The sequence below is a fragment of the Dongia mobilis genome (assembly GCF_004363235.1).
Classification (GTDB): domain Bacteria; phylum Pseudomonadota; class Alphaproteobacteria; order Dongiales; family Dongiaceae; genus Dongia; species Dongia mobilis.
On the sequence record NZ_SNYW01000006.1, the window covers coordinates 264,883 to 283,720 of the forward strand.

The window sequence follows — 18,838 nt, forward strand, 5'->3', positions numbered from 1 at the left end:
GGAATTCCTTGGCTGGCTATCTGGTTGGTCTAGGGTACGACAGGGACGGTGCCGCTGCCGGTCGAAGGCGGCGCCGTACCCGGCCCGTCCTCGTCGTAGTTGAACGTGGTCTCGATGCCGCCGGTGCCGATCGTGTAGCTGAAATCGAACACATCGTTGGGAAGCGTCGGGTCCAGCACGAATCCCTTCTCGTTGAGCGAAAGTCCCTGCTGGAAGGGGTCGTGCAACAGCGGAATCGTGGTTTGAAAGCCGTTGTCCTGGTGGTCGACGAAAACGCTGCCGCTGAAGCTGCGACTGGCGAGGTCGAGGTTATAGGTGACGAAATAGTCGCCGTCACCCGAGCCGCCGGAAAAGCCGATGGCGCCGCTTTGATACCTGAGGCGATGCAGCGGCAGATTGGTGGTCATTTCGAACAGGTCGTTGCCGTCGAGCTGATCGGCCCTCTCGAATTCGTGCTGGTTGACGGCGAGGGGGCGGCCCTCCTGCGCCGGCTGGCCCGACTGCTCGAGCAGGCCGCGCCCCTGTGGCACGAAGGCCGCGCGCTGCAGCGCGCCCGGGGCATCAATGCGCGGAAAGAGCGTGGCAAAACGTTCCTCGACCGCCTCCGTCAGGCGCGCGGGTGGCGAAATGTTGCCGTCGGCATCGATCTCGACATAGAAGCCGGCGCGTTTCAGCGTCGCTTCGCCCTTCGGCGTCCGGATGGTCGCGGTGCTCGGTTTCTTGCCGGCCGAATTCGCCTCGCCCGAGCCGGCCAGGGCGACGACGCAACTGGTGGCGCAGGCGCCGATCACGGTCGTGCCGCGGATGGTGAGGACGGCATTCGGCAGGTTCAGCGTGGTGCCGTCCGGGTTCTGGCGGGCGACGCCGCCGGTCACCAGGCGAAAGGCGCCCTTGAGCAGGGTCGCGGCCAGCAGATCCTGGTTGGTATTGGCGGGATCGAACACGAATTCGTCGATTGTCAGCTCGGCATCCGGCCCCAGGGTGATGGCGGACTCATCCAGCAGCATGACCTGCAGGCGCGAGTCCGCGCCGGTGGCGAGATTGTCGCCCATGACAATGCCGTCGCCCGATCGGACGGCGACCGGTGTCACGATCTGCTTTGCCGGCGAGGTTAGCCCGACCGAGCCGCTGACCGCACCCGCGACCCCTGCCGGGGTGCCGATGTCGGCAAGGGCGGGACCGGCCAGGACCAGGGCCAGGGCTGAAACGGCGGTGCCGGAAATGTACCTGTTCATTTCAGAACTCCCATCTCTTGCTCAATGTCGCCCCGGCCCTGACATTGTCATAGTCGTAATTGGTGATATTGGAATCCGCCCGATAATACTCGCCATAGATCGACATTGTCAGCCCGGCCAGGGCGGCCGGCCATTCCTCCGCCATGAACAGGGTCTGGACCGGCACGCCAAGGGTGGTGCGGGCGCGGTAGACCCAGTCATGGCGCGACGCAAGGCCGGTGACCGGATCGGCCATGTCATAGTCCTGATATTCGCCCGAAAGACCGGTCATCAGGAAGGCGCCGTCGCCGAGCAGCCAGGTATGGTTGAGTCCCAGCTGCGGTCCCTGGTAGCTCTCCCACTCCACATCGGCATTGAAGCGGCCGTAGCCGGCACTGACGGTCAGGCGGTGGCTGCTGCCGAAATAGAGATCGGTGCCGATGGTCGCCGCCACGTCACCGCCGGATTGCAGGTCGCCGGTCGGATATTGAGCCGTGTTGCGATAATCGAGATAGGCGATATCGGCGCGGGCCCAGAGATTGACCGGATCGTTGAGGCGGTGATCGGCGCGCAGGCCGGCGACAATGCTGTCGAGGTAGCTCTCATCGCCGAGGATCAGGTGGTCGTAGGAAAGATTGGGTGTCAGGAAGACCTGGCCAAATTCAAAGCGGCCGCCGATCTCGGCGCCGATATCGTAGGTATCGTAATCGTCGAGCTGGAACTGGTCGGCGGCATAGAGGCTGAGCGAACCGAACAGCGAATGCCGCTCCTGCGTCGGCAGGTCATGCTCGATCGTGAAGCGGGTGAAGCCGGTGAGGCTGTGATCGTCCTCCTTGCGCCCGTCCGGCGCAACATCGAACGTGCCGAGAAAGGTGCGCAGCCGGCCTGAATTCGGGGCACCGGAGCGGTTGGTGTCGTATTGATAGCCGAACGAGGTCAGCAGGCTCATCCGGGTCTGCTGGTTGCGGCGGCCGAGCTCGGCCGCGTAGCGCTCGATATTGCTGCGCAGGACGGGGTCGATGTCGAGGGCGAGGATGTCGTCGAACTCTTTCTCCGCCTCGCGCAGGTTGTCGAGGCGGTAGAGCACGATTGCGCGAAGAGCCCGGATATTGGGTTCGCCGGGCGCCAGCAGAATCAGGCGATCGAGCGTGGCCGAGGCACCGAGCAGGTCGTCGCGGCGGATTTGCGTCAGCGCGTAGCGGTAGCCGAGTTCGATATTGTCGGGATCCTCCAGGACCTGGTCATAGCTGACGTTGTCGCCAGCCGGCAGAACATCCCCCTGGGCACTCCCCTGGGCGGCGGCGTGGTCGGCGCCAATGCTGGCCAGCAGCAGGACGATCAGGCTGGCGCCTATGATTGTCATCTGGCCGCCGATCCGCTCTCCCATCCGGCCAGCGGACCGGTCCGAGCCGCGGTGCGGTCGTCGCAAATCCATTTTGTTCCCCTATTTGCCGTTTTGGACCCTTTCCGGGAGTCGTCCCCCGCCCGAATCGGCCCCCGACCGCGCCGCAGCGCCGCCGCTCCGGCATAGTAGCGGCTCTTTGCGCAACCCGCATCCCCCTGATCCGACTGATGAACTGGTCGAGAATCCGGGCGGTGCGCTTTTGGCGGGGGATTGGCCGGAACGCGCCATGGGGCGGCGCAGTCCCGCTTGACCCGCCGGACCTTTCCACGCCATACCGTGGCAAAATTCCCGAGTGCCGTACTCCGTCTTTTGCATCGTCTTTTCCGAGGAAACATCGTGCCCATTATGCTCGGCCTGGATACCGGCGGCACCTATACCGACGCCGTCCTGTTCGATCCGGCCAAAGGCGTTCTCAAGACCGCCAAATCCCTAACCACCAAGCATGACCTCGCGATCGGCCTGGAAGGCGCCATGGATGGCGTGCTGCAGTATCTGCCGGCCGGCGTGCGGGCTGGCGAAATCGCGCTGGTCTCGATGTCGACGACGCTGGCCACCAATGCCATCGTCGAGGCGCATGGAGCGCCCATCTGCCTGATCCTCCTTGGCTATGACGTGAAGGCGCTGGAGCGGGCGGGGCTCAAGCAGGCGCTGGGTACCGATCCGGTGATCTTTGTGGCTGGTGGCCACAAGCCCTCGGGTGACGAGCAGGCGCCCCTTGACCTCGCTGCCGTGCGCAAGGCGATCGAAACCCATGCGCCCAAGGTCGCCGCCTTTGCGGTCTCCGGTTATTTCTCGGTGCGCAATCCGGCGCATGAGATCGCGGTGCGCAAGCTTATCCACGAGATGACCGACCGACCGGTGACCTGCGGGCACGAACTGACTTCGAAGCTGGATGCGCCGCGCCGCGCCCTCACGGTGGCGCTGAACGCGCGCCTGATCCCGCAACTGCAGCAACTGATCCGGGCCGTATCCGGCCTGCTCGAGGCCAAAGGCATCAGGGCGCCGCTGATGGTGGTGAAGGGCGACGGATCGCTGATCGACCAGCAGGTGGCGCTGACCTGCCCGGTCGAGACGATCCTTTCCGGCCCGGCGGCAAGTCTGGTCGGCGCCCGGCATCTGTGCGGCGCCGACAACGTGATGGTCTCCGACATGGGCGGCACGACGACCGATATCGCCATGCTGCGCGACGGAAGGCCGGTGCTCAACAAGGAAGGCGCCGTGGTCGGCGGGTGGCGCACCATGGTGGAAGCGGTGGCGGTCCATACCTACGGCCTCGGCGGTGATTCCGAGGTGCGCGTCGACGAGAGCATCGGTTTCACGGTGGGGCCGCGCCGCGTGGTGCCGCTCAGCCTGCTCTGCCAGCTCTATCCGAAGATGCTGGATGTGCTGAAGGCGCAGCTCGCCAGCGACGAGATGATGGCCTATCGCGGTCAGTTTGCGCTGAGGCAGCGGCCGCTCGACACCGGGGCGGAGGGCCTGTCCGACGGCCAGGCGAAGGTGTGGGAGGCGCTGGCCGACGGGCCGGTGCCGCTCGCCGAACTGGTCTTCAGTCCGGCCACGGGCCGGAACCTCGCGCGCCTGGTCGATCGCGGCCTCGTCATCATCAGCGGCCTCACCCCCTCGGATGCGGCGCATGTGCTGGGGCTGCAGGCGAACTGGAACCGGGAGGCGGCGCAGATCGGCGCCGAGCTGTTCCTGCGCCGTGCCATCTATGGCGGCTGGGTACCGCCCAAGGATGCCGAGGCGCTGGCGCAGGACGTGATCGAGCAGGTGGTCAGGCAATCCGGCCACGTGATCCTGGAAACGGCGCTGGCGGACCAGGCTGGAATCGAGGGCGCGCATTGGGGCGTTCTCGGCCGCTATCTGGTCGAGCAATCCCTGAAGGCGCGGCAGGATCCGCAGGCGCTGATTGACACGGCATTGCGCCTCAAATTCCCGCTGGTCGCGATCGGCGCGCCGGTCGGCGCCTATTACGGTGAAATTGCGAGGCGGTTGCGTACCGAGCTCATCATCCCGCCCCATGCCGATGTGTCGAATGCCGTGGGTGCGGTCGCCGGCGGCATTCTGCAACGCGTGGTCGTCACCATCACCCAGCCGAATGACGGCATCTATCGTACCCATCTGCCGGAAGGCCTCAGGGATTTCACCGATCTCGAGGCCGCCGTGGCCCATGCCCGCGACATCGCCCAGGGCGAGGCCGGCACGCTGGCACGCCGGGCCGGCGCCGCGGATATCGAGTTCAAGCACGAGCGCGACGACAAGGTGTTCGAGCAACCGGGGGGCATGCGCATCTTCATGGAGTCCCAGGTGGCGGTGACCGCCTTCGGCCGCCCCGCCCTCGCTGCCGGCTGACCGCTGTTGCCGGCTGATCCGTGCTGCCGGCTGGCCCTTGCTGCCTGCTGAACGGCGCCCCATATCCAAGAAATGGCCGGGCTGTAGGCGCGCCGGTGTTGTGACACATGTCACATGACGCTGATCACAGGCCGGGACCTCTGGCGGTGACGCCGCTTTCCTGCTTCTATATCCAGCAGGGGACGACGGAGCGCCACCGCGACAGGCGGCGGCGCAGGGCCTTATGGGATGAATCAAGAATGATGCGTTGCACCCGAATGACGAGCCTGATCGCCCTGGTGGTGGTCGGGACCAGTTTTGGCGCCACATTTGCGGCTGCCGAACGCGACAATGACGGTTTTCTCCAGGAACGTTCTGCCGGCGAAGCGACCGAGGTTTTGCCCGGGCCGGACGCCGCGCCAGTGGCCGGGATCGATGAAGCGCTGACCGAACTTGCGCGGGCGCCGATGTTCGACCCGCTGCCGGTCGACTGGCCAGGCCTGCTCAACCACTATGCCGAGAACGGCAATCGCGCCCTTTTTACGACACCGACCGGGTTCACCGATCTCGGTCTCAAGCTGCGTGCGCGCCTTGCCGTTGCCGCCAAGGCCGGCCTCAAACTGTCGGCCGAGATTGCGGCGGCACTCGACCAGATGCCGTCGCCCAGCGACACCGCGAGCCAGGCCAGGGCCGAGGCGCTGCTGGCCGCGATCCTGGTCGGTACGGCGGTCGATGCCACCACGATCCTCGGCGACGACGACCAGCGCGGCGCCAAGGTGCTGGCCGATGCGGCGACCCTTGACGCCAAGACCTATGTCGATCGGCAGCTTCCCGGCTATTACCGCTTCTGGGCGCTGCTCGACCGGATGCCAACCCATGTCGCGCGTTACCAGGCAGGCGGCTGGCCCGAGGTGCCGTCGGTGAAGAAGCTGGAACCGGGCCAGTCCAACCCGGCCGTTGCCGTCCTGCGCCAGCGCCTGACAGTGACCGGCGAGTTGGCGCCGCAGGACGCTCAGGCGCCGGCCGATCCCAACCTCTATGACGCAAAGCTGGTTGCCGCGGTCGAAACCTTCCAGCGCAATCACGGTCTGCTGGATGACGGCATCATCGGCGGCCGCACGCTGGAGGAGCTCAATGTCAGCGCGGAGAAGCGCCTGCGCCAGGTGCTGCTTAACCTCGAGCGCATGCGCGAGGAAGGCCCCGTTTTCGAACCGCGCCATCTCATCGCCAACATTCCCTCGCAGGAAGTCAAGGTGATCGAGGACGGCAAGGTGGCCTTCCATACCAAGGCAATCTTCGGTCGCATCGAGCGCAAGTCGCCGACCCTGTCCTCGGTCATCCACACGGTAAAGCTCAACCCCGACTGGACCGCGCCCTACAAGATCGCCGCGATCGACGAGGTGAAGCGCCAGCGGAAGGATCCCAACTTCCTCGATTCCCACGGCTTCACCATCTATGACAGCAGCGGCAATGTGGTGAGCGCGCAGTCGATCAACTGGTTCGAGGTAGGCCCCGGCAATTTCCCCTATACCCTGCGCCAGGCGCCGGGTCCGGAGAACGCGCTGGGCCCGGTCAAGTTTGATTTCGAGAACGACCATGCGGTGTTCCTGCACGGCACGCCTACGGTCAGCCTGTTCGCCAAGCAGGACCGCTACTTTAGTTCGGGCTGCGTGCGCACCGAGAAGCCGATCGACCTCGCCGAATTCATGCTGCAGCAGACGCCGGACTGGGACCGCGCCCGCATCGATGCCGTGATCAAGACCGGCAAGACCACGCTGGTGAAGGTCGCCAACCCGTTGCCGGTCCACATCACCTATATGACAGCCTGGGTCGACGAGGACGGCGTCATGCAGTTCCGCAAGGATGCTTATGGCTATGACCGCTTGCCGGCGCTGTCGGCCGAGGTGACCGTCTTGCTGGCGATGGGCCAGGGCGAGGCGCCTGCGGCCTTCAACCGGGATTGAGCGAGGGCCAGCATGCACGAGACATTGAAACGCCTGGTCCGCGCCGGTGCGGTTGCTGCCGCCATGACCCTGCCGGCAGCGGCGCTGGCCGATGGCAATGCCGGCCTCAAGGCCTATCAGGCCGGTGATTACGAGACTGCGTTCCGCGAATTCCTGCCGCTGGCGGAAGCCGGCCAGGCCTCGGCCCAGGCCGCGATCGGCCAGATGTATCTGAGCGGCCAGGGTGTGGCGGTGGATCCCGCCCAGGCTGCCCTGTGGCTGGAACGCGCCGCCGAAGGCGGCAATGCCCGGGCCCGCTACCAGATCGGCAACATGTATGCAGCCGGCTATGGCGTCGCCGCGGACGAGATGAAGGCGTCCTATTACCTCCTGCGAGCCGCAAGCCAGAACATGGCGGAAGCGCAGCTTGCCATGGCGCAACGCTTCTATCACGGCCAGGGCGTGCCGAAGGATCTGGTGCAGAGCTTCCTCTATGCGGCTCTCGGTGCCCGCCAGGGCAACCAGGATGCACTCGCCATTGCCAATACGGTGGGGGCGGAACTGACGCCCGAGGAACAGGCGCGCGCCAGCGCGCTTGTCAACGCCTGGCAGCCCAGCCGCAACTAGGCCGCCCCCAACGAGGCCAGCCGCAACCTGGCCGGCTGCTAATTGGCCGGCCAATCCGGCAGGTGTGAACCGGTCACGCACCGCCGGCGACCAACCGGCGCAAGTCTCCCGATGTGAATCACTCTCGCGGCAACGGTCCTGGGCACGACTCGGGAGCGTGCTAGCATGAGCTACGGAAATCCCGGACAGGCAGACCGCAGGCGGATCATGGACGAGTTCTTCGAGGTCATCGGCATACTCATTGCCTTCTTCGCCGGCATCTTCCTGATGCTGGTGATGCCGGTGATGGCGATCATCAACTGGCGGCGTGTCACCGGTCTCAAGGGCGAGGTCCTGGCGCTGCGCCAGCAGATCGCCAATCTGCGCAATGCGCCGGGCCAGGAAGCGGCAACGGCGCCGGCCGATGCTGCCGCGGTCGCCGCCGAACCGGCTGCAACCATGGCTGCCGAAGCGACTGTCCCGGCGTCGGCTGCCGGCGAAACGACTGTCTCCGACGCCGCGCCAGAACGGGAGGCTGTTTCACTGCCAGAACCGGAACCAGTGCCGGAACCGGTGTCGGAAGAAACAGTACCGGAGCCCACGAATGCGGAGCCAGCGATCGGGGCAGTTGCGGCGGCACCATCGGCGCCGGGGCGGGATCTCGAGGGTCGCCTCGGCGGCCGGGTCTATGGCTGGCTGGGCGGCATCGCCCTGGCACTCGCCGGCATCTTCCTGGTCAAGCATTCGATCGAGCAGGGCTGGCTCTCGCCGGGCGTGCGCGTCGGCCTTGGCATCCTGTTCGGCTTCGTCCTGCTGGGTGTGGCGCAATGGATGCGCCGGCAATCCAACAACCTCACCCAGGCACTGTCGGCAGCTTCAGTCGCCGTCTTCTATGCCGCGATCTTCGCCGGTGTTGCCCTCTATGACCTGATTCCGCCGCTGCTGGCCTTTGCTGTGCTGGCGGCGCTCACCTTCGCCGCCCTGGCGCTCGCCCTGCGCGACGGACCCTTCGTCGGCGTGGTCGCCTTTGCTGGCGGCTTTCTGACGCCCTTCATCGTCTCGACCGGCAGCGGCAACTGGCCGATCCTCTTCGTCTATCTGTTCCTGCTGCAATTGGGCGCGCTGGTGCTGTTGAAGCGGCGCGGCTGGTGGTACCAGGCGGCGATCGCCAATGGTGGCGGCCTGCTCTGGGGCCTGCTGGCGATTTTCGACTACAGCTGGGGTGGCAGCGCCTTCGGCACCTGGTCCCTGCCGCTGTTCCTGATCGCGACCTCGGCTGCCGCCATCTGGGCGATGCAGAGTCTGGGTGGCGTCGCGCGCTCCCAGGCGATGATCTGGACCACGCGGACGACCTCGATCGCCGCCATGGCGGTGATGGCGCTCTGGCTCAACGCCGCCGGCTATGCACTCACCGACTGGTTCTTCGCGCTGGCGCTGGCGCTCGGCCATCTGGTCGTGGCGCGGCGCTGGACCGGCGAGGATGTGCCGGCCTATGTCGCCAACGGTATCCTCGTCCTCGCCTATGCGCTGTGGTGGCCCTTTGCCTGGCTGCCGGCAGGTGATTTCATTCCGGATTCGCCCGTGCTCGACCGGACGGGCGAGATGATCGGCGTGGGCCTCATCCATGGCGGCGCGATGCTGATGGGCGGCTGGTACTTCATCTTTGGTGCCGCGCGGCCGACGCGCTGGGCGATGCTCTCCGCGCTTGGCGCTGCCTTCGTCTTCGGTGCCGCCTATTGGCAGCTGCGCGAGACATCCCTTGTCGTTTCCTGGCCGATCGTCGCGGTGTTGCTCGCAGCGATCCATTTCGGCCTGGCGCAGCGTCTCGACGCATTGCGCCGCGCCGAGCCGCGTTATGTCGATGCCTTCGCGGTGCATTGCCTTGCCGTCTCCGGCTTTATCGCCCTTGCCATTCCGATGCAGCTGGAAGCGACCTGGACCGCCATCGCCTGGTCGCTGCAGCTACCGATCATCGCCTGGGTGGCCAACCGGCTCGACATCGCCTGGCTCCGGCGCGCCATCTGGGTCGGTATCGGCCTGATCGTCTGCGGCATCCTGTGGTCCGGGCAGATCTGGTCGATCAGGACGGCCGGCGATACGCTCATCTTCAACTGGCTGCTCTACGGCCTCGGCATACCTCTGCTGGGCTTCGTGGTGACCGCCTGGCAGCTGACTCATACGCCCGAGCAGAAACTGCGCAAGGCCCTGCAGGCCGGCGCTGCCATCCTCGGCTTCCTGCTCATCGCCCTCGAGGTCGAACACTTCTGCTACAATATCGACGTGCGCGATCCGGCCTATCTTGCCCATGGGCTGCAGGCTGTGGTCTGGCTGGTCGCCGCGCATCTTCTGCTTATCATCGGCGACAGGCGGCAGGCGCCGGTGCTGCATCGTGCCGGTATCACGATGGCGGCGATCGCAGCGTTGTGGCTGCTGGTCAATCCGCTCTTCCTCGAGATGCCGCTGTTCGCGCCGATCCATGTCGGCGAGACGCCGCTCCTCAACCGGATCGGCCTCATCTATGGCCTTTCGGCCCTGCTGATGCTGGGACTGGCGCGGGCGCTGCAGCAGCGACCCAATCTTGGCAAGGCGGCATCACTCGGCTATCCGGCGGCGGGCGGCTTCGGCCTTTTTCTCGGCTTCGTCTGCATCTCGCTCTGGGTGCGGCAGATGGCCCATGGCGGCGAGATCTCGCTCATGTTCCGCCCGGTCACCGATGCCGAGCTCTACGGTTATTCGGCGGCCTGGACGCTCTATGGCATCGCGCTTCTCGGTCTTGGCGTGAGGCTGCGCGTCCAGGCGCTGCGCTATGCCTCGGCCGGCATGGTGCTGCTGACTGTGCTCAAGGTGGGGCTGATCGATGCCTCGGACCTGACCGGGCTCTACCGTGTCGCCTCGTTCCTCGGCCTCGGCGTGGCCCTCATCGGTATCGGCCTCTTCTACCAGCGGGTGGTCTTCAGGCGCCGCGACGCGGTGTAAGCAGCGCTCATTCCTCGATAAAGGCGAAGCGCAGGATGTTGGTCGAGCCTGGGGTGCCCAAGGGCACGCCCGCCGTGATGATGATGCGCTCGCCCACCCGGGCGAATTCCTCGCGCAGCGCAATGCGGCAGGCCTTTTCGGCCATCTCCGAGAAACGCTTCAGTTCCGGGGTCACCACGCAATGCGTGCCCCAGACGAGGGCCATGTTGCGTGCCGTCTCGAGCTGCGAGGTGAGGCAGAGGATCGGCACTTCCGGTCGCTCGCGGGCGACGCGCAGCCCGGTCGACCCCGAGGTCGTGTAGCTGACGATCGCGGCGGCGGAAAGGGTGTGGGCGACCTGGGCCGCGGCGGCACTGATCGCATCGGCGCCGGTAGCTTCCGGCTCCAGTCGCTGTGCTTCCAGGATGCGGCGATAGAAGGGGTCCCGCTCCACCCGCTCAATGATGCGGTTCATGATGGTGACGGTTTCCAGCGGATACTTGCCGCTGGCCGTCTCGGCCGACAGCATGACGGCGTCGGCCCCGTCATAGACCGCGGTCGCCACGTCGGATGCCTCGGCGCGGGTCGGCGTCGGCGAACTAACCATCGAATCCAGCATCTGTGTCGCCACGACGACGGGCTTGCCGGCCTGGCGGCAGGCCTGGATGATACGCTTCTGCAGGCTGGGGACGTCCTCGGCCGGCATCTCGACGCCGAGGTCGCCGCGCGCCACCATGACGGCGTCGGAAAGTTCCACGATCTCGTCCAGGCGCTCGATGGCGGCCGGCTTCTCCAGTTTGGCGATGATGCGGGCGCGGCCCTGGATCAGCTTCCTGGCCTCGGCGATGTCTTCGGGCCGCTGTACAAAGGATAGCGCCACCCAGTCGACGCCAAGTTCGAGACCAAAACGCAGGTCCTCGCGATCCTTCTTGGTCAGCGGCGACAAGGGCAGCACCACGTCCGGCACGTTAACGCCCTTGCGATCGGACAGGCGGCCGCCCACCTCGACGTCGCATTCGCAGGCTTCCTTGCTGGCCTTGCGCACGCGCATGCGGAGCTTGCCGTCATCGAGCAGCAGGGCAACGCCGGGGCGCAGGGCACCAAGGATTTCGGGATGGGGCAGGGGCGCGCGCTTGGCATCGCCCGGCGCCTTGTCGAGGTCGAAGCGGAACTTCTGCCCGGCCGTCAGCGTGACATGCCCCTCGGCAAACTGCCCGACGCGGAGCTTCGGTCCCTGCAGGTCCATGAGAACGCCGATCGGGCGCTTGGTATCGGCCTCGATGGCGCGGATCGTTTCATAGCGCGCGGCATGATCGGCATGGCTGCCATGGGAAAAATTGAGGCGGAAAACATCGGCGCCGGCCAGGAACAGTGCCTCGATTTCGGCGCGGGACGAACTGGCCGGACCCAGGGTCGCCAGAATCTTGGCCTTGCGCTGTCGTCTCATGAGCCTGCCTTGTCGATGAGGATGATGCGGATGTCGTTGATATTGGTCCGGGTCGGCCCGGTGACGATGAGATCGCCCAGGCCGGCAAAGAAGCCATAGCCGTCATTGTTCGCCAGCATGGCCTTGGCACTCAAGCCCTTAATGGCGGCACGGGCGATCGAATCGGGTGTCAGCAGGGCGCCGGCATTGTCCTCGGTCCCGTCGATCCCGTCGGTGTCGCCGGCCGCGGCGTGAATGCCGGGATGGCCGTCGAGGGCGACGGCGAGGGCCAGCAGGAATTCTGCATTGCGCCCGCCGCGCCCCTGACCACGCACGGTGACCGTGGTCTCGCCGCCGGAGATGAGGGCCAGCGGCGCTGCGCCCGGCTGGCCGTGGCGTGCCACCTGGCGGGCGATGCCGGCATGGACCAGGGCGACATCGCGCGCCTCGCCCTCGAGGTCGCCCAGTATGAGCGGCGTATAACCGGCAGCATTTGCCGCCGCGGCGGCGGCCTCCAGCGCCTTCTGCGGCGTGCCCAGCATGCGCGTCTCGCTCAGCGCCAGACGGGGATCGCCTGGTTTTGGCGTCTCGCAGGCCGGGTCGTTCAGGCGATCGAGCACCGCCGCCGGTGCCTCGATGCGGTATTTCTTCAGTACGGCGAGGGCATCCTCCCGCGTCGTCGGGTCTGCGACCGTGGGACCCGAGGCGATAACGGAAGGGTCATCCCCCGGCACATCGGAGATCAGCAGGCTGACAACCCGTGCTGGAAAAGCGGCGGCGGCAAGACGTCCGCCCTTGATGGCCGAGAGGTGCTTGCGCACGCAGTTCATCTCGGCAATGTTGGCGCCGGATTTGAGCAGAGCCTTGTTGACCGCCTGCTTGTCGGCAAGGGTGAGACCCGCGCCCGGGATTGTCATGATGGCCGACCCGCCGCCGGAGATGAGGCAAAGGACAAGATCGTCGGCGGTCAGGCCCTGCACCTTGGCGAGGATGCGCTGGGCTGCTTCCTGGCCCTTGGCGTCCGGCACGGGATGCGCCGCCTCGACCACCTCGATGTGGCGGCAGGGCAGGCCATGACCATAGCGGGTGACGACCAGACCGTCATCGATGCGGCCCCGCCAGTTCTCCTCGACCGCCTTGGCCATGGCCGCAGCCGCCTTGCCCGCACCCAGCACGATGGTGCGGCCCTTCGGCGGCTCCGGCAGGTGGTCCTTCAGGACGCGCAGCGGATCGACCGCGGTGATGGCGGCGGTGAAGATCTGCCGCAACAAATCGGTTTGTTTTCCGGACACGGTGGCATTCCCCTGGACACTGCCGGCACAGTAGAAACGGGGGTGCGGCCGGTCAAGCAAGCGGGCGACCACAATGCGCCCATTCGCGGCGGGGTACATGACAGGGGCATGACGAGCCATTATGCTGCGCCGGCCCACGAACCGTCAGTCTTCCGATCATGGCATCCGAGACCCTACTGCTTCCCGGCGACCCGGCACCCTATTCCGTGCTCAACCCAGGCGGGCGGGCGCCGCTGGTTATCATCTGCGACCATGCGGGGCGCGCCATACCGCAGGTCCTCGGCGATCTCGGCCTGCCGCCGGCGGTGCGCGACCAGCACATCGCCTGGGATATCGGCATTGCCAGGACGGCCGCGACCCTGGCGCGGGAACTGGACGCGCCCGCGGTGCTCGCCGGCTATTCGCGCCTGGTGATCGACTGCAACCGCCGCCTCGACGATCCCACCTCGATCGCGCAGGAATCGGACCGGATCCCGATACCCGGCAATCGCGGTCTTGACCCGGCGCAGCGGGCGGCCCGCGCCGACGAGATTTTCCGGCCCTATCACGGGGCGGTCGCTGCCACCCTGGACGCGAAACTGGCGGCGGGGCAGGTGCCCGTGCTGCTCTCGCTGCACAGTTTCACGCCAGTGATGAACGGCTTCCGGCGCCCCTGGCATTTCGGCGTCCTGTGGAACCGGGATCCGCGCCTGCCCGTGCCGTTGATGGCGGCCCTGGCGCAACTGCCTGATGTCTGCGTCGGCGACAACGAGCCCTATTCGGGCCGCGACGAGCATGGTTATTCCGTCGTCGCCCATGGCGAGGTGCGCCGCCTTGCCCATGCCTTGATCGAAATCCGCCAGGACCTCATATCAGATGACGACGGCGTGGCGCTGTGGGCGGGCAAGCTGCTTCAGGTCCTGCCCGCCGTTCTCGCCGATTCCGCCCTCCACCGCCTTCGGGAGTGAGACATCATGGACGACAAGACCCGCACCGAACTGGAAGCTGCCGCCTTTCGCCGGTTGCTGCAGCATCTCGACGAGCGCAAGGATGTGCAGAACATCGACTTGATGAATCTTGCCGGCTTCTGCCGCAACTGCCTTGCCAAATGGTACCGCGCCGCCGCCGAGGAACGAGGCGTCCCGATGAGCGACCCGCAGGCGCGCCAGACCGTCTATGGCATGCCGTATGACGAATGGAAGGCGAAGTACCAGAAGGAAGCGAGCGCCGATCAGAAGGCCGCCTTCGAGCAGGCCAAACCGGCGCATTGAGCGCCGGCCGGCGGCGAACGCCCCGCCAATCAGATCATCAGTCCGTGGGCAGGGAGCGGATGAATTTTTGTACCTCGTCCTGCAGATGCCGTGACTGCGCCAGCAATTGCTGGACCGCGGCCGACATTTCGCCGGCATTGGCGCCGGTTTCGCGCGCCGCATCCTGAACGCCAGCGATCATCTCGCTGGTCGTCCCGGTCCGCTGCGACACATTGTGCGCCGAACCGGCGATCTCGCGCGTCGCCGTGTTCTGCTGTTCCACCGAGGCGTTGATCTCCTGCGAGATGCTGCTGATCTCGCCGATGATCTCGCTGATCGTGCGGATGGCATCGACCGATTTGGTGGTCGCGGACTGGATCGCGGCGATCTGCGTGCTGATCTCGTCGGTGGCCCGCGCCGTCTGGCCGGCCAGCGATTTCACTTCGCCGGCCACTACGGCGAAGCCCTTGCCGGCCTCGCCGGCGCGTGCCGCCTCGATCGTGGCATTGAGCGCCAGCAGGTTGGTCTGACTGGCGATGTCGTTGATGAGATGCACGATGTCGCCGATCTTCTGCGCCGCTTCGGTCAGTTCGGCGACTGATTTCGTGGTTTCACCGGCCTGCTGCACGGCGCGCGACGTGATGTCGCTGGAGCGCTGCGCCTGGCGCTGGATTTCGCCCACCGACGCAGTCAGTTCCTCGGCCGCGGCGGCAATGGCCTGGGCGTCGCCCGAACTGGCCGAGGAGGCTTCGGCCGCGCGTGCGGCCTTGTCGGCGCTGGTGCTGGCGACATGGGTCAATCCGTCGGCGATGGTGGCCGCCTTGCCGGTGCCGGCAGTCACCTGATCGATCACCGACTGGACCGCCCGCTCGAATTCGCTGGCAATGCGGGTCAGCAGGGCACGCTGCGCTTCCTTGGCGTTGCGCTCGGTCTCGCGCTCCTGTGCCGCCGCGGCCTCGGCGGCGCGCTTCGCTTCCTCGGCCTCGTCGAGGGCCTCGCCGCTGCGCGCCAGCGTTACCGCAAGGTAATGCGCGGCCCAGATCAGCACGCCCGCCTCGATCAGCACGATCACCGCATGGAACACGACTCGGCCGAAATCCGCGCCGTCCGGGAAGACGGCGAGCGGCAGTACGAAGTTGAGCACCAGGTGGTGCAGCGCTATGACGACGGTCGCCGCCAGCAATGCCCGCCAATCGCAGAAGGCGATCAGCATGGCCAGCGCGGCGAAGAAATACATATGCATGTCGATCTGCCAGGGATGGCCCTGCAGACCCGCCACCAGCACGCCCACCATCAGTACCAGGGACACCGACAGGAACAGGCGTCGCGCGGGACCGGTGCCGACCCATGTCATCACCGCCGTCAGGACCACCAGGATCGCGCCCAGCGCGGTGACGATGCCGATTGTGCCGCGAACATACCATTCCAGTGCGGCGACTAGGGGCAGGTGGAGGCAGATGTAGAGGCCGAGCAGCCGCGCCGCCCGGTCCTGCAATTGGTGGAGTGCATTCATGAAAGTTCCCCTGACGGCCTTTCCGGCCTGGTTGGCGTCGGGCGGCTGTCGGTGCAGCCGACCGCGGTATCGGCGCGCAGCACGAGGAACGCGCCGGACCGGTAGAGATTGGCGAGAATTTCAGGATCATCGGCAATGGCGATGACCGAGCCCGGCACGCCACCGGGCCGGACGATCCGCCCGCCGGCCGCCACCACGATGCCGATGGCATCCTGGTTCCAGGCGAAGACGGCCAACGGCCGGTTGGCAATGTCGGCGCGATGCGGCCAGAGGCTGGCCACAGCCAGCGCAATCACGCCGGCCAGTGCCAGCAGCATCGCCGGCAGCCAGCATCGCCAGGTCACCTGTTGGGCCATTTTCCGCCTCGCCACCACAGCGCCGCTACGTCTCGCGCCGGCGCCAAGTTTAACGCCGGGTGGCAAAGGGATTGTTAACAATGCCGGCCAAATGCCGAGGAATATTATCCTATTCAGCTGGCGGCGCGTTCATGCCTTCCCGGCGGCGGCCGCGCCACACGACGATGCCGATCCCCGCCAGGATGATGGCGCCACCCAGCAACAGGCTGGGCGGCAGCGCCTCGCCCAATTGCCAGGCGGCGACGGCGACGCCGAAGACCGGCATCAGCAGCAGGAAGGGCAGCAACTCGTCCGCCCGGTGCCGCATCAGCAGCCAGTACCAGATCGAATAGGGCAGGGCGAAGCCGAAGAGGGCGATGCCGAGCACCGCCGCCCAGCCAAGCGGCGGAATGGCGGCGAGGGCCGGGAGGGCAGCCCACTCCACCACCAGTGCCACCAAAATCATCTGCGGCGCGGCATACCGTGCCATGGCGGCATAGAGCGTCATGCCCTGGTCCTTGGCGACCACCGGGATCACCGCCTGGACGATCGCCCAGGAAGTCACGCAGATCAGCATCGCGGCGATGCCCAGATAGTCGGCGGTCGCCTCGGGAATGCCGATGACGATAACGATGCCGGCAAGGCAGATCAGCGAGCCGATGCCGTTCTTCCAGTTCGGCTTGTCACGCCCCATGCACCAGGAGGCGATGACCCCCACCGGCAATTGCAACTGCATCAGCAGAACGGCGGTCGAGGCCGGCAACAGCAGCAGGGCGTAATAGACCATCGTGCTCTGGATGGTGCAGCCGAACAGCGCCAGCAGGAACAGTGTCTTGCGCCCGGTCTGCGCGCGCGGCACCAGTGGCGAGAGCACGAGCGAGACGATGAGATAGATGCAGGTGACCAGGATGACCGGCGAGAACCAGTTTTCGACGGCAGGTTTTGCCAGCGTATAGACCGGCCCCCAGAGGACCTGGATGAACACGGCAAGCGCGATATGGTGGAACGGCATGGTGGTCCCGAAACAGGCCGCCGGCGCAAGAAGCGCGATGCCGGGCGGTGCGCGGCGGCGGCACTCTGCCCGGAATGCGCCTGGCTGGCAATATGGCCACGCTATCCCCGTTATCCACAGGTCGTGTCGCCTTGTCCGGCCCGGCGCCCGCCGCTAGAGTCCGACCTTCGATTCGTCGGCCGCGGCCGACGCCCCTGTACCTGACGGAGACCTCCCATGGCCGATGCCGGCGGCATTGCTGCGGACCACCTCAAATCCTTTATCGAGCGAATCGAACGCCTCGAGGAGGAAAAGGCGGCCATTGCCGGCGACATCAAGGAAGTCTATGCCGAGGCCAAGGGCACCGGATTTGACACCAAGATCATGCGCCAGATCATCCGCCTGCGGAAAATGGAACCAAACGACCGTCAGGAGCAGGAAGAACTGCTCGATATCTATATGCGCGCAGTCGGCATGGTGGCCTAAGCCGGGAAATTCGCGGCGCCGCCGGATTCGGCCAGTGCCTTTTCGGCCGCATAATTGTGGATCGCGACCCCGCCGAGGTCGAAATCGCGCCGGGCGGTGACGGCAAATCCCCGTTTTTCGAAAAAGCGGCGGGCGGCTTCGCTGGCCTCGACATGGAGGCGGCTCAGCCCCCATTGGCGCGCAACCTCCTCCAGCGCGGCATAGAGCCGTGCGGCGGTGCCGGTGCCGGCGCGCTCCGGGGCGCAATAGAAGAAATGGATATGGCCGTCCGGTTCCAGGTCGGCAAAGGCCAGCGGCCGGTCCGACCGGTCGACGGCGACCAGCCGCCGGCGCCCATCCCCGGCGAGTTCGACGAAGCGCGCCGCCGTAGGTGCCAGAGCCGCCCAGGCGGCAATCTGCGCCGGTCCATAGTGACGGCTGGCCAATTCGGTCACCGAGCGCCGGTAGAGTTCGGTCAATAGCGGGGCATCGCCGGCGGCGAAGTCGCGGATGCGCATATCCATCAATGCAAACCCGTCCGAGCGTTCGTGGCGATCACCCGCGGGAGGGCGGGTTATATGTGACAATTATGCCTATCGATAGTCGCTATCGCGCGGAAAAATTGGCATCCGCCTGATACGCGGCCCATTTCCCTCCGTATACGGTGCAATAGCGCGCCGAGAAAATCCAATTTCCCGACAAGGCTGGAACGGGCGTCAGTTGCCCGGCCAGTCTCCGGAGGCATTGCAATGAACCATTGGAACGACTTGCCGCGCCGAACCGGCGCCGACGATACAGCCGATTTTGCCGCCGCCGGCCATGCCGCGCGCGGCTATGGGCCGACCGATCTTCTGGTCGTGGCGGGCTTCGCGGCGCTGGTTCTGGTCGCCTTTGACGATTTCACCGCCGCCGGAATGCCCGCCGCGACGATCGAGACCGCGCCCGCGCCGCGCCTGGAGCAGATCTGCAGCGAGCAGGAACTGCGCCACATGCGAGCCGGGATCGATGCCTGTTTCGACGAAGTGGTCCCGGACGAGGGCCACCCCGGCGCCGCCGACCGGCGCGGGGACGAGGCCCTGTCGCTCTTTGCGGGAAGCTGAGCCCGCCCCCATATCCGCTTTTCTGCCCGCGCC

Annotated in this window: 16 protein-coding genes; 8 read left to right on the forward strand and 8 right to left on the reverse strand. The window is 66.3% G+C overall.

The window, feature by feature from the left end:
- Positions 1–29: 29 nt before the first annotated feature.
- Positions 30–1,235 carry a FecR family protein gene (locus A8950_RS02795; RefSeq protein ID WP_133612089.1) on the reverse strand — a complete coding sequence of 402 codons (1,206 nt, stop codon included), beginning with the start codon at positions 1,233–1,235 and terminating at the stop codon, positions 30–32.
- A 1-nt stretch (position 1,236) separates the two neighbouring features.
- Positions 1,237–2,577: a hypothetical protein gene (locus tag A8950_RS02800; RefSeq protein WP_133612090.1), complete on the reverse strand. Its 1,341-nt coding sequence runs from the start codon at positions 2,575–2,577 to the stop codon at positions 1,237–1,239.
- Positions 2,578–2,964: 387 nt separating this feature from the next.
- On the opposite strand from A8950_RS02800, the gene A8950_RS02805 reads away from it, so the two are divergent.
- From A8950_RS02805 to A8950_RS02820, 4 genes are all read left to right on the forward strand, one after another.
- Complete coding sequence (locus tag A8950_RS02805; RefSeq protein WP_243735538.1) at positions 2,965–4,971, forward strand: hydantoinase/oxoprolinase family protein; 2,007 nt, start codon at positions 2,965–2,967, stop codon at positions 4,969–4,971.
- 257 nt (positions 4,972–5,228) lie between these two features.
- Positions 5,229–6,914: a L,D-transpeptidase family protein gene (locus A8950_RS02810; RefSeq protein ID WP_166644964.1), complete on the forward strand. Its 1,686-nt coding sequence runs from the start codon at positions 5,229–5,231 to the stop codon at positions 6,912–6,914.
- Between the two features lie 12 nt (positions 6,915–6,926).
- The gene (locus tag A8950_RS02815; RefSeq protein ID WP_133612093.1) at positions 6,927–7,520 is read left to right on the forward strand and encodes a tetratricopeptide repeat protein; all 594 of its coding nucleotides are present in this window, start codon (positions 6,927–6,929) and stop codon (positions 7,518–7,520) included.
- A gap of 165 nt (positions 7,521–7,685) precedes the next feature.
- The gene (locus tag A8950_RS02820; RefSeq protein WP_133612094.1) at positions 7,686–10,475 is read left to right on the forward strand and encodes a DUF2339 domain-containing protein; all 2,790 of its coding nucleotides are present in this window, start codon (positions 7,686–7,688) and stop codon (positions 10,473–10,475) included.
- Between the two features lie 7 nt (positions 10,476–10,482).
- Here the strand turns inward: A8950_RS02820 and pyk are convergent, their stop codons facing one another.
- Positions 10,483–11,901 (reverse strand): pyruvate kinase, encoded by a 1,419-nt coding sequence (gene pyk, locus A8950_RS02825; RefSeq protein WP_133612095.1) that lies wholly within the window; start codon positions 11,899–11,901, stop codon positions 10,483–10,485.
- Complete coding sequence (locus tag A8950_RS02830; protein WP_243735509.1) at positions 11,898–13,172, reverse strand: glycerate kinase type-2 family protein; 1,275 nt, start codon at positions 13,170–13,172, stop codon at positions 11,898–11,900. The genes pyk and A8950_RS02830 overlap by 4 nt, the downstream gene beginning before the upstream one ends.
- Positions 13,173–13,330: 158 nt before the next feature.
- On the opposite strand from A8950_RS02830, the gene A8950_RS02835 reads away from it, so the two are divergent.
- Together A8950_RS02835 and A8950_RS02840 are read left to right on the forward strand one after the other, a co-directional pair.
- A complete protein-coding gene (locus A8950_RS02835; RefSeq protein ID WP_133612097.1) occupies positions 13,331–14,119 on the forward strand; it encodes an N-formylglutamate amidohydrolase in 789 nt (262 codons plus the stop codon).
- Between the two features lie 6 nt (positions 14,120–14,125).
- Positions 14,126–14,422 (forward strand): DUF1244 domain-containing protein, encoded by a 297-nt coding sequence (locus tag A8950_RS02840; protein ID WP_133612098.1) that lies wholly within the window; start codon positions 14,126–14,128, stop codon positions 14,420–14,422.
- Between the two features lie 37 nt (positions 14,423–14,459).
- Here the strand turns inward: A8950_RS02840 and A8950_RS02845 are convergent, their stop codons facing one another.
- The 3 genes from A8950_RS02845 to A8950_RS02855 all read right to left on the reverse strand — a co-directional run bounded on the left by A8950_RS02845 (position 14,460) and on the right by A8950_RS02855 (position 17,261).
- Positions 14,460–15,914: a methyl-accepting chemotaxis protein gene (locus A8950_RS02845; protein WP_133612099.1), complete on the reverse strand. Its 1,455-nt coding sequence runs from the start codon at positions 15,912–15,914 to the stop codon at positions 14,460–14,462.
- Entirely contained in the window at positions 15,911–16,270 is a 360-nt protein-coding gene (locus A8950_RS02850) for a hypothetical protein (RefSeq protein ID WP_133612100.1), read from the reverse strand. Before A8950_RS02850 ends, A8950_RS02845 begins: the two co-directional genes overlap by 4 nt.
- A gap of 109 nt (positions 16,271–16,379) precedes the next feature.
- Positions 16,380–17,261: a DMT family transporter gene (locus tag A8950_RS02855; RefSeq protein ID WP_133612101.1), complete on the reverse strand. Its 882-nt coding sequence runs from the start codon at positions 17,259–17,261 to the stop codon at positions 16,380–16,382.
- A 216-nt stretch (positions 17,262–17,477) separates the two neighbouring features.
- On the opposite strand from A8950_RS02855, the gene A8950_RS02860 reads away from it, so the two are divergent.
- Positions 17,478–17,726: a DUF2312 domain-containing protein gene (locus A8950_RS02860; RefSeq protein WP_133612102.1), complete on the forward strand. Its 249-nt coding sequence runs from the start codon at positions 17,478–17,480 to the stop codon at positions 17,724–17,726.
- On the opposite strand, the gene A8950_RS02865 is transcribed toward A8950_RS02860, so the two are convergent.
- On the reverse strand, positions 17,723–18,229 hold the full coding sequence (locus A8950_RS02865; protein ID WP_243735510.1) for a GNAT family N-acetyltransferase: 507 nt from the start codon (positions 18,227–18,229) through the stop codon (positions 17,723–17,725). The two genes, A8950_RS02860 and A8950_RS02865, sit on opposite strands and share 4 nt — an antisense overlap.
- 225 nt (positions 18,230–18,454) lie before the next feature.
- Between A8950_RS02865 and A8950_RS02870 the strand changes: the two genes are divergently transcribed.
- Positions 18,455–18,805, forward strand: coding sequence for a hypothetical protein (locus tag A8950_RS02870; protein ID WP_133612103.1), 351 nt, complete (start codon positions 18,455–18,457; stop codon positions 18,803–18,805).
- Positions 18,806–18,838: the final 33 nt, after the last annotated feature.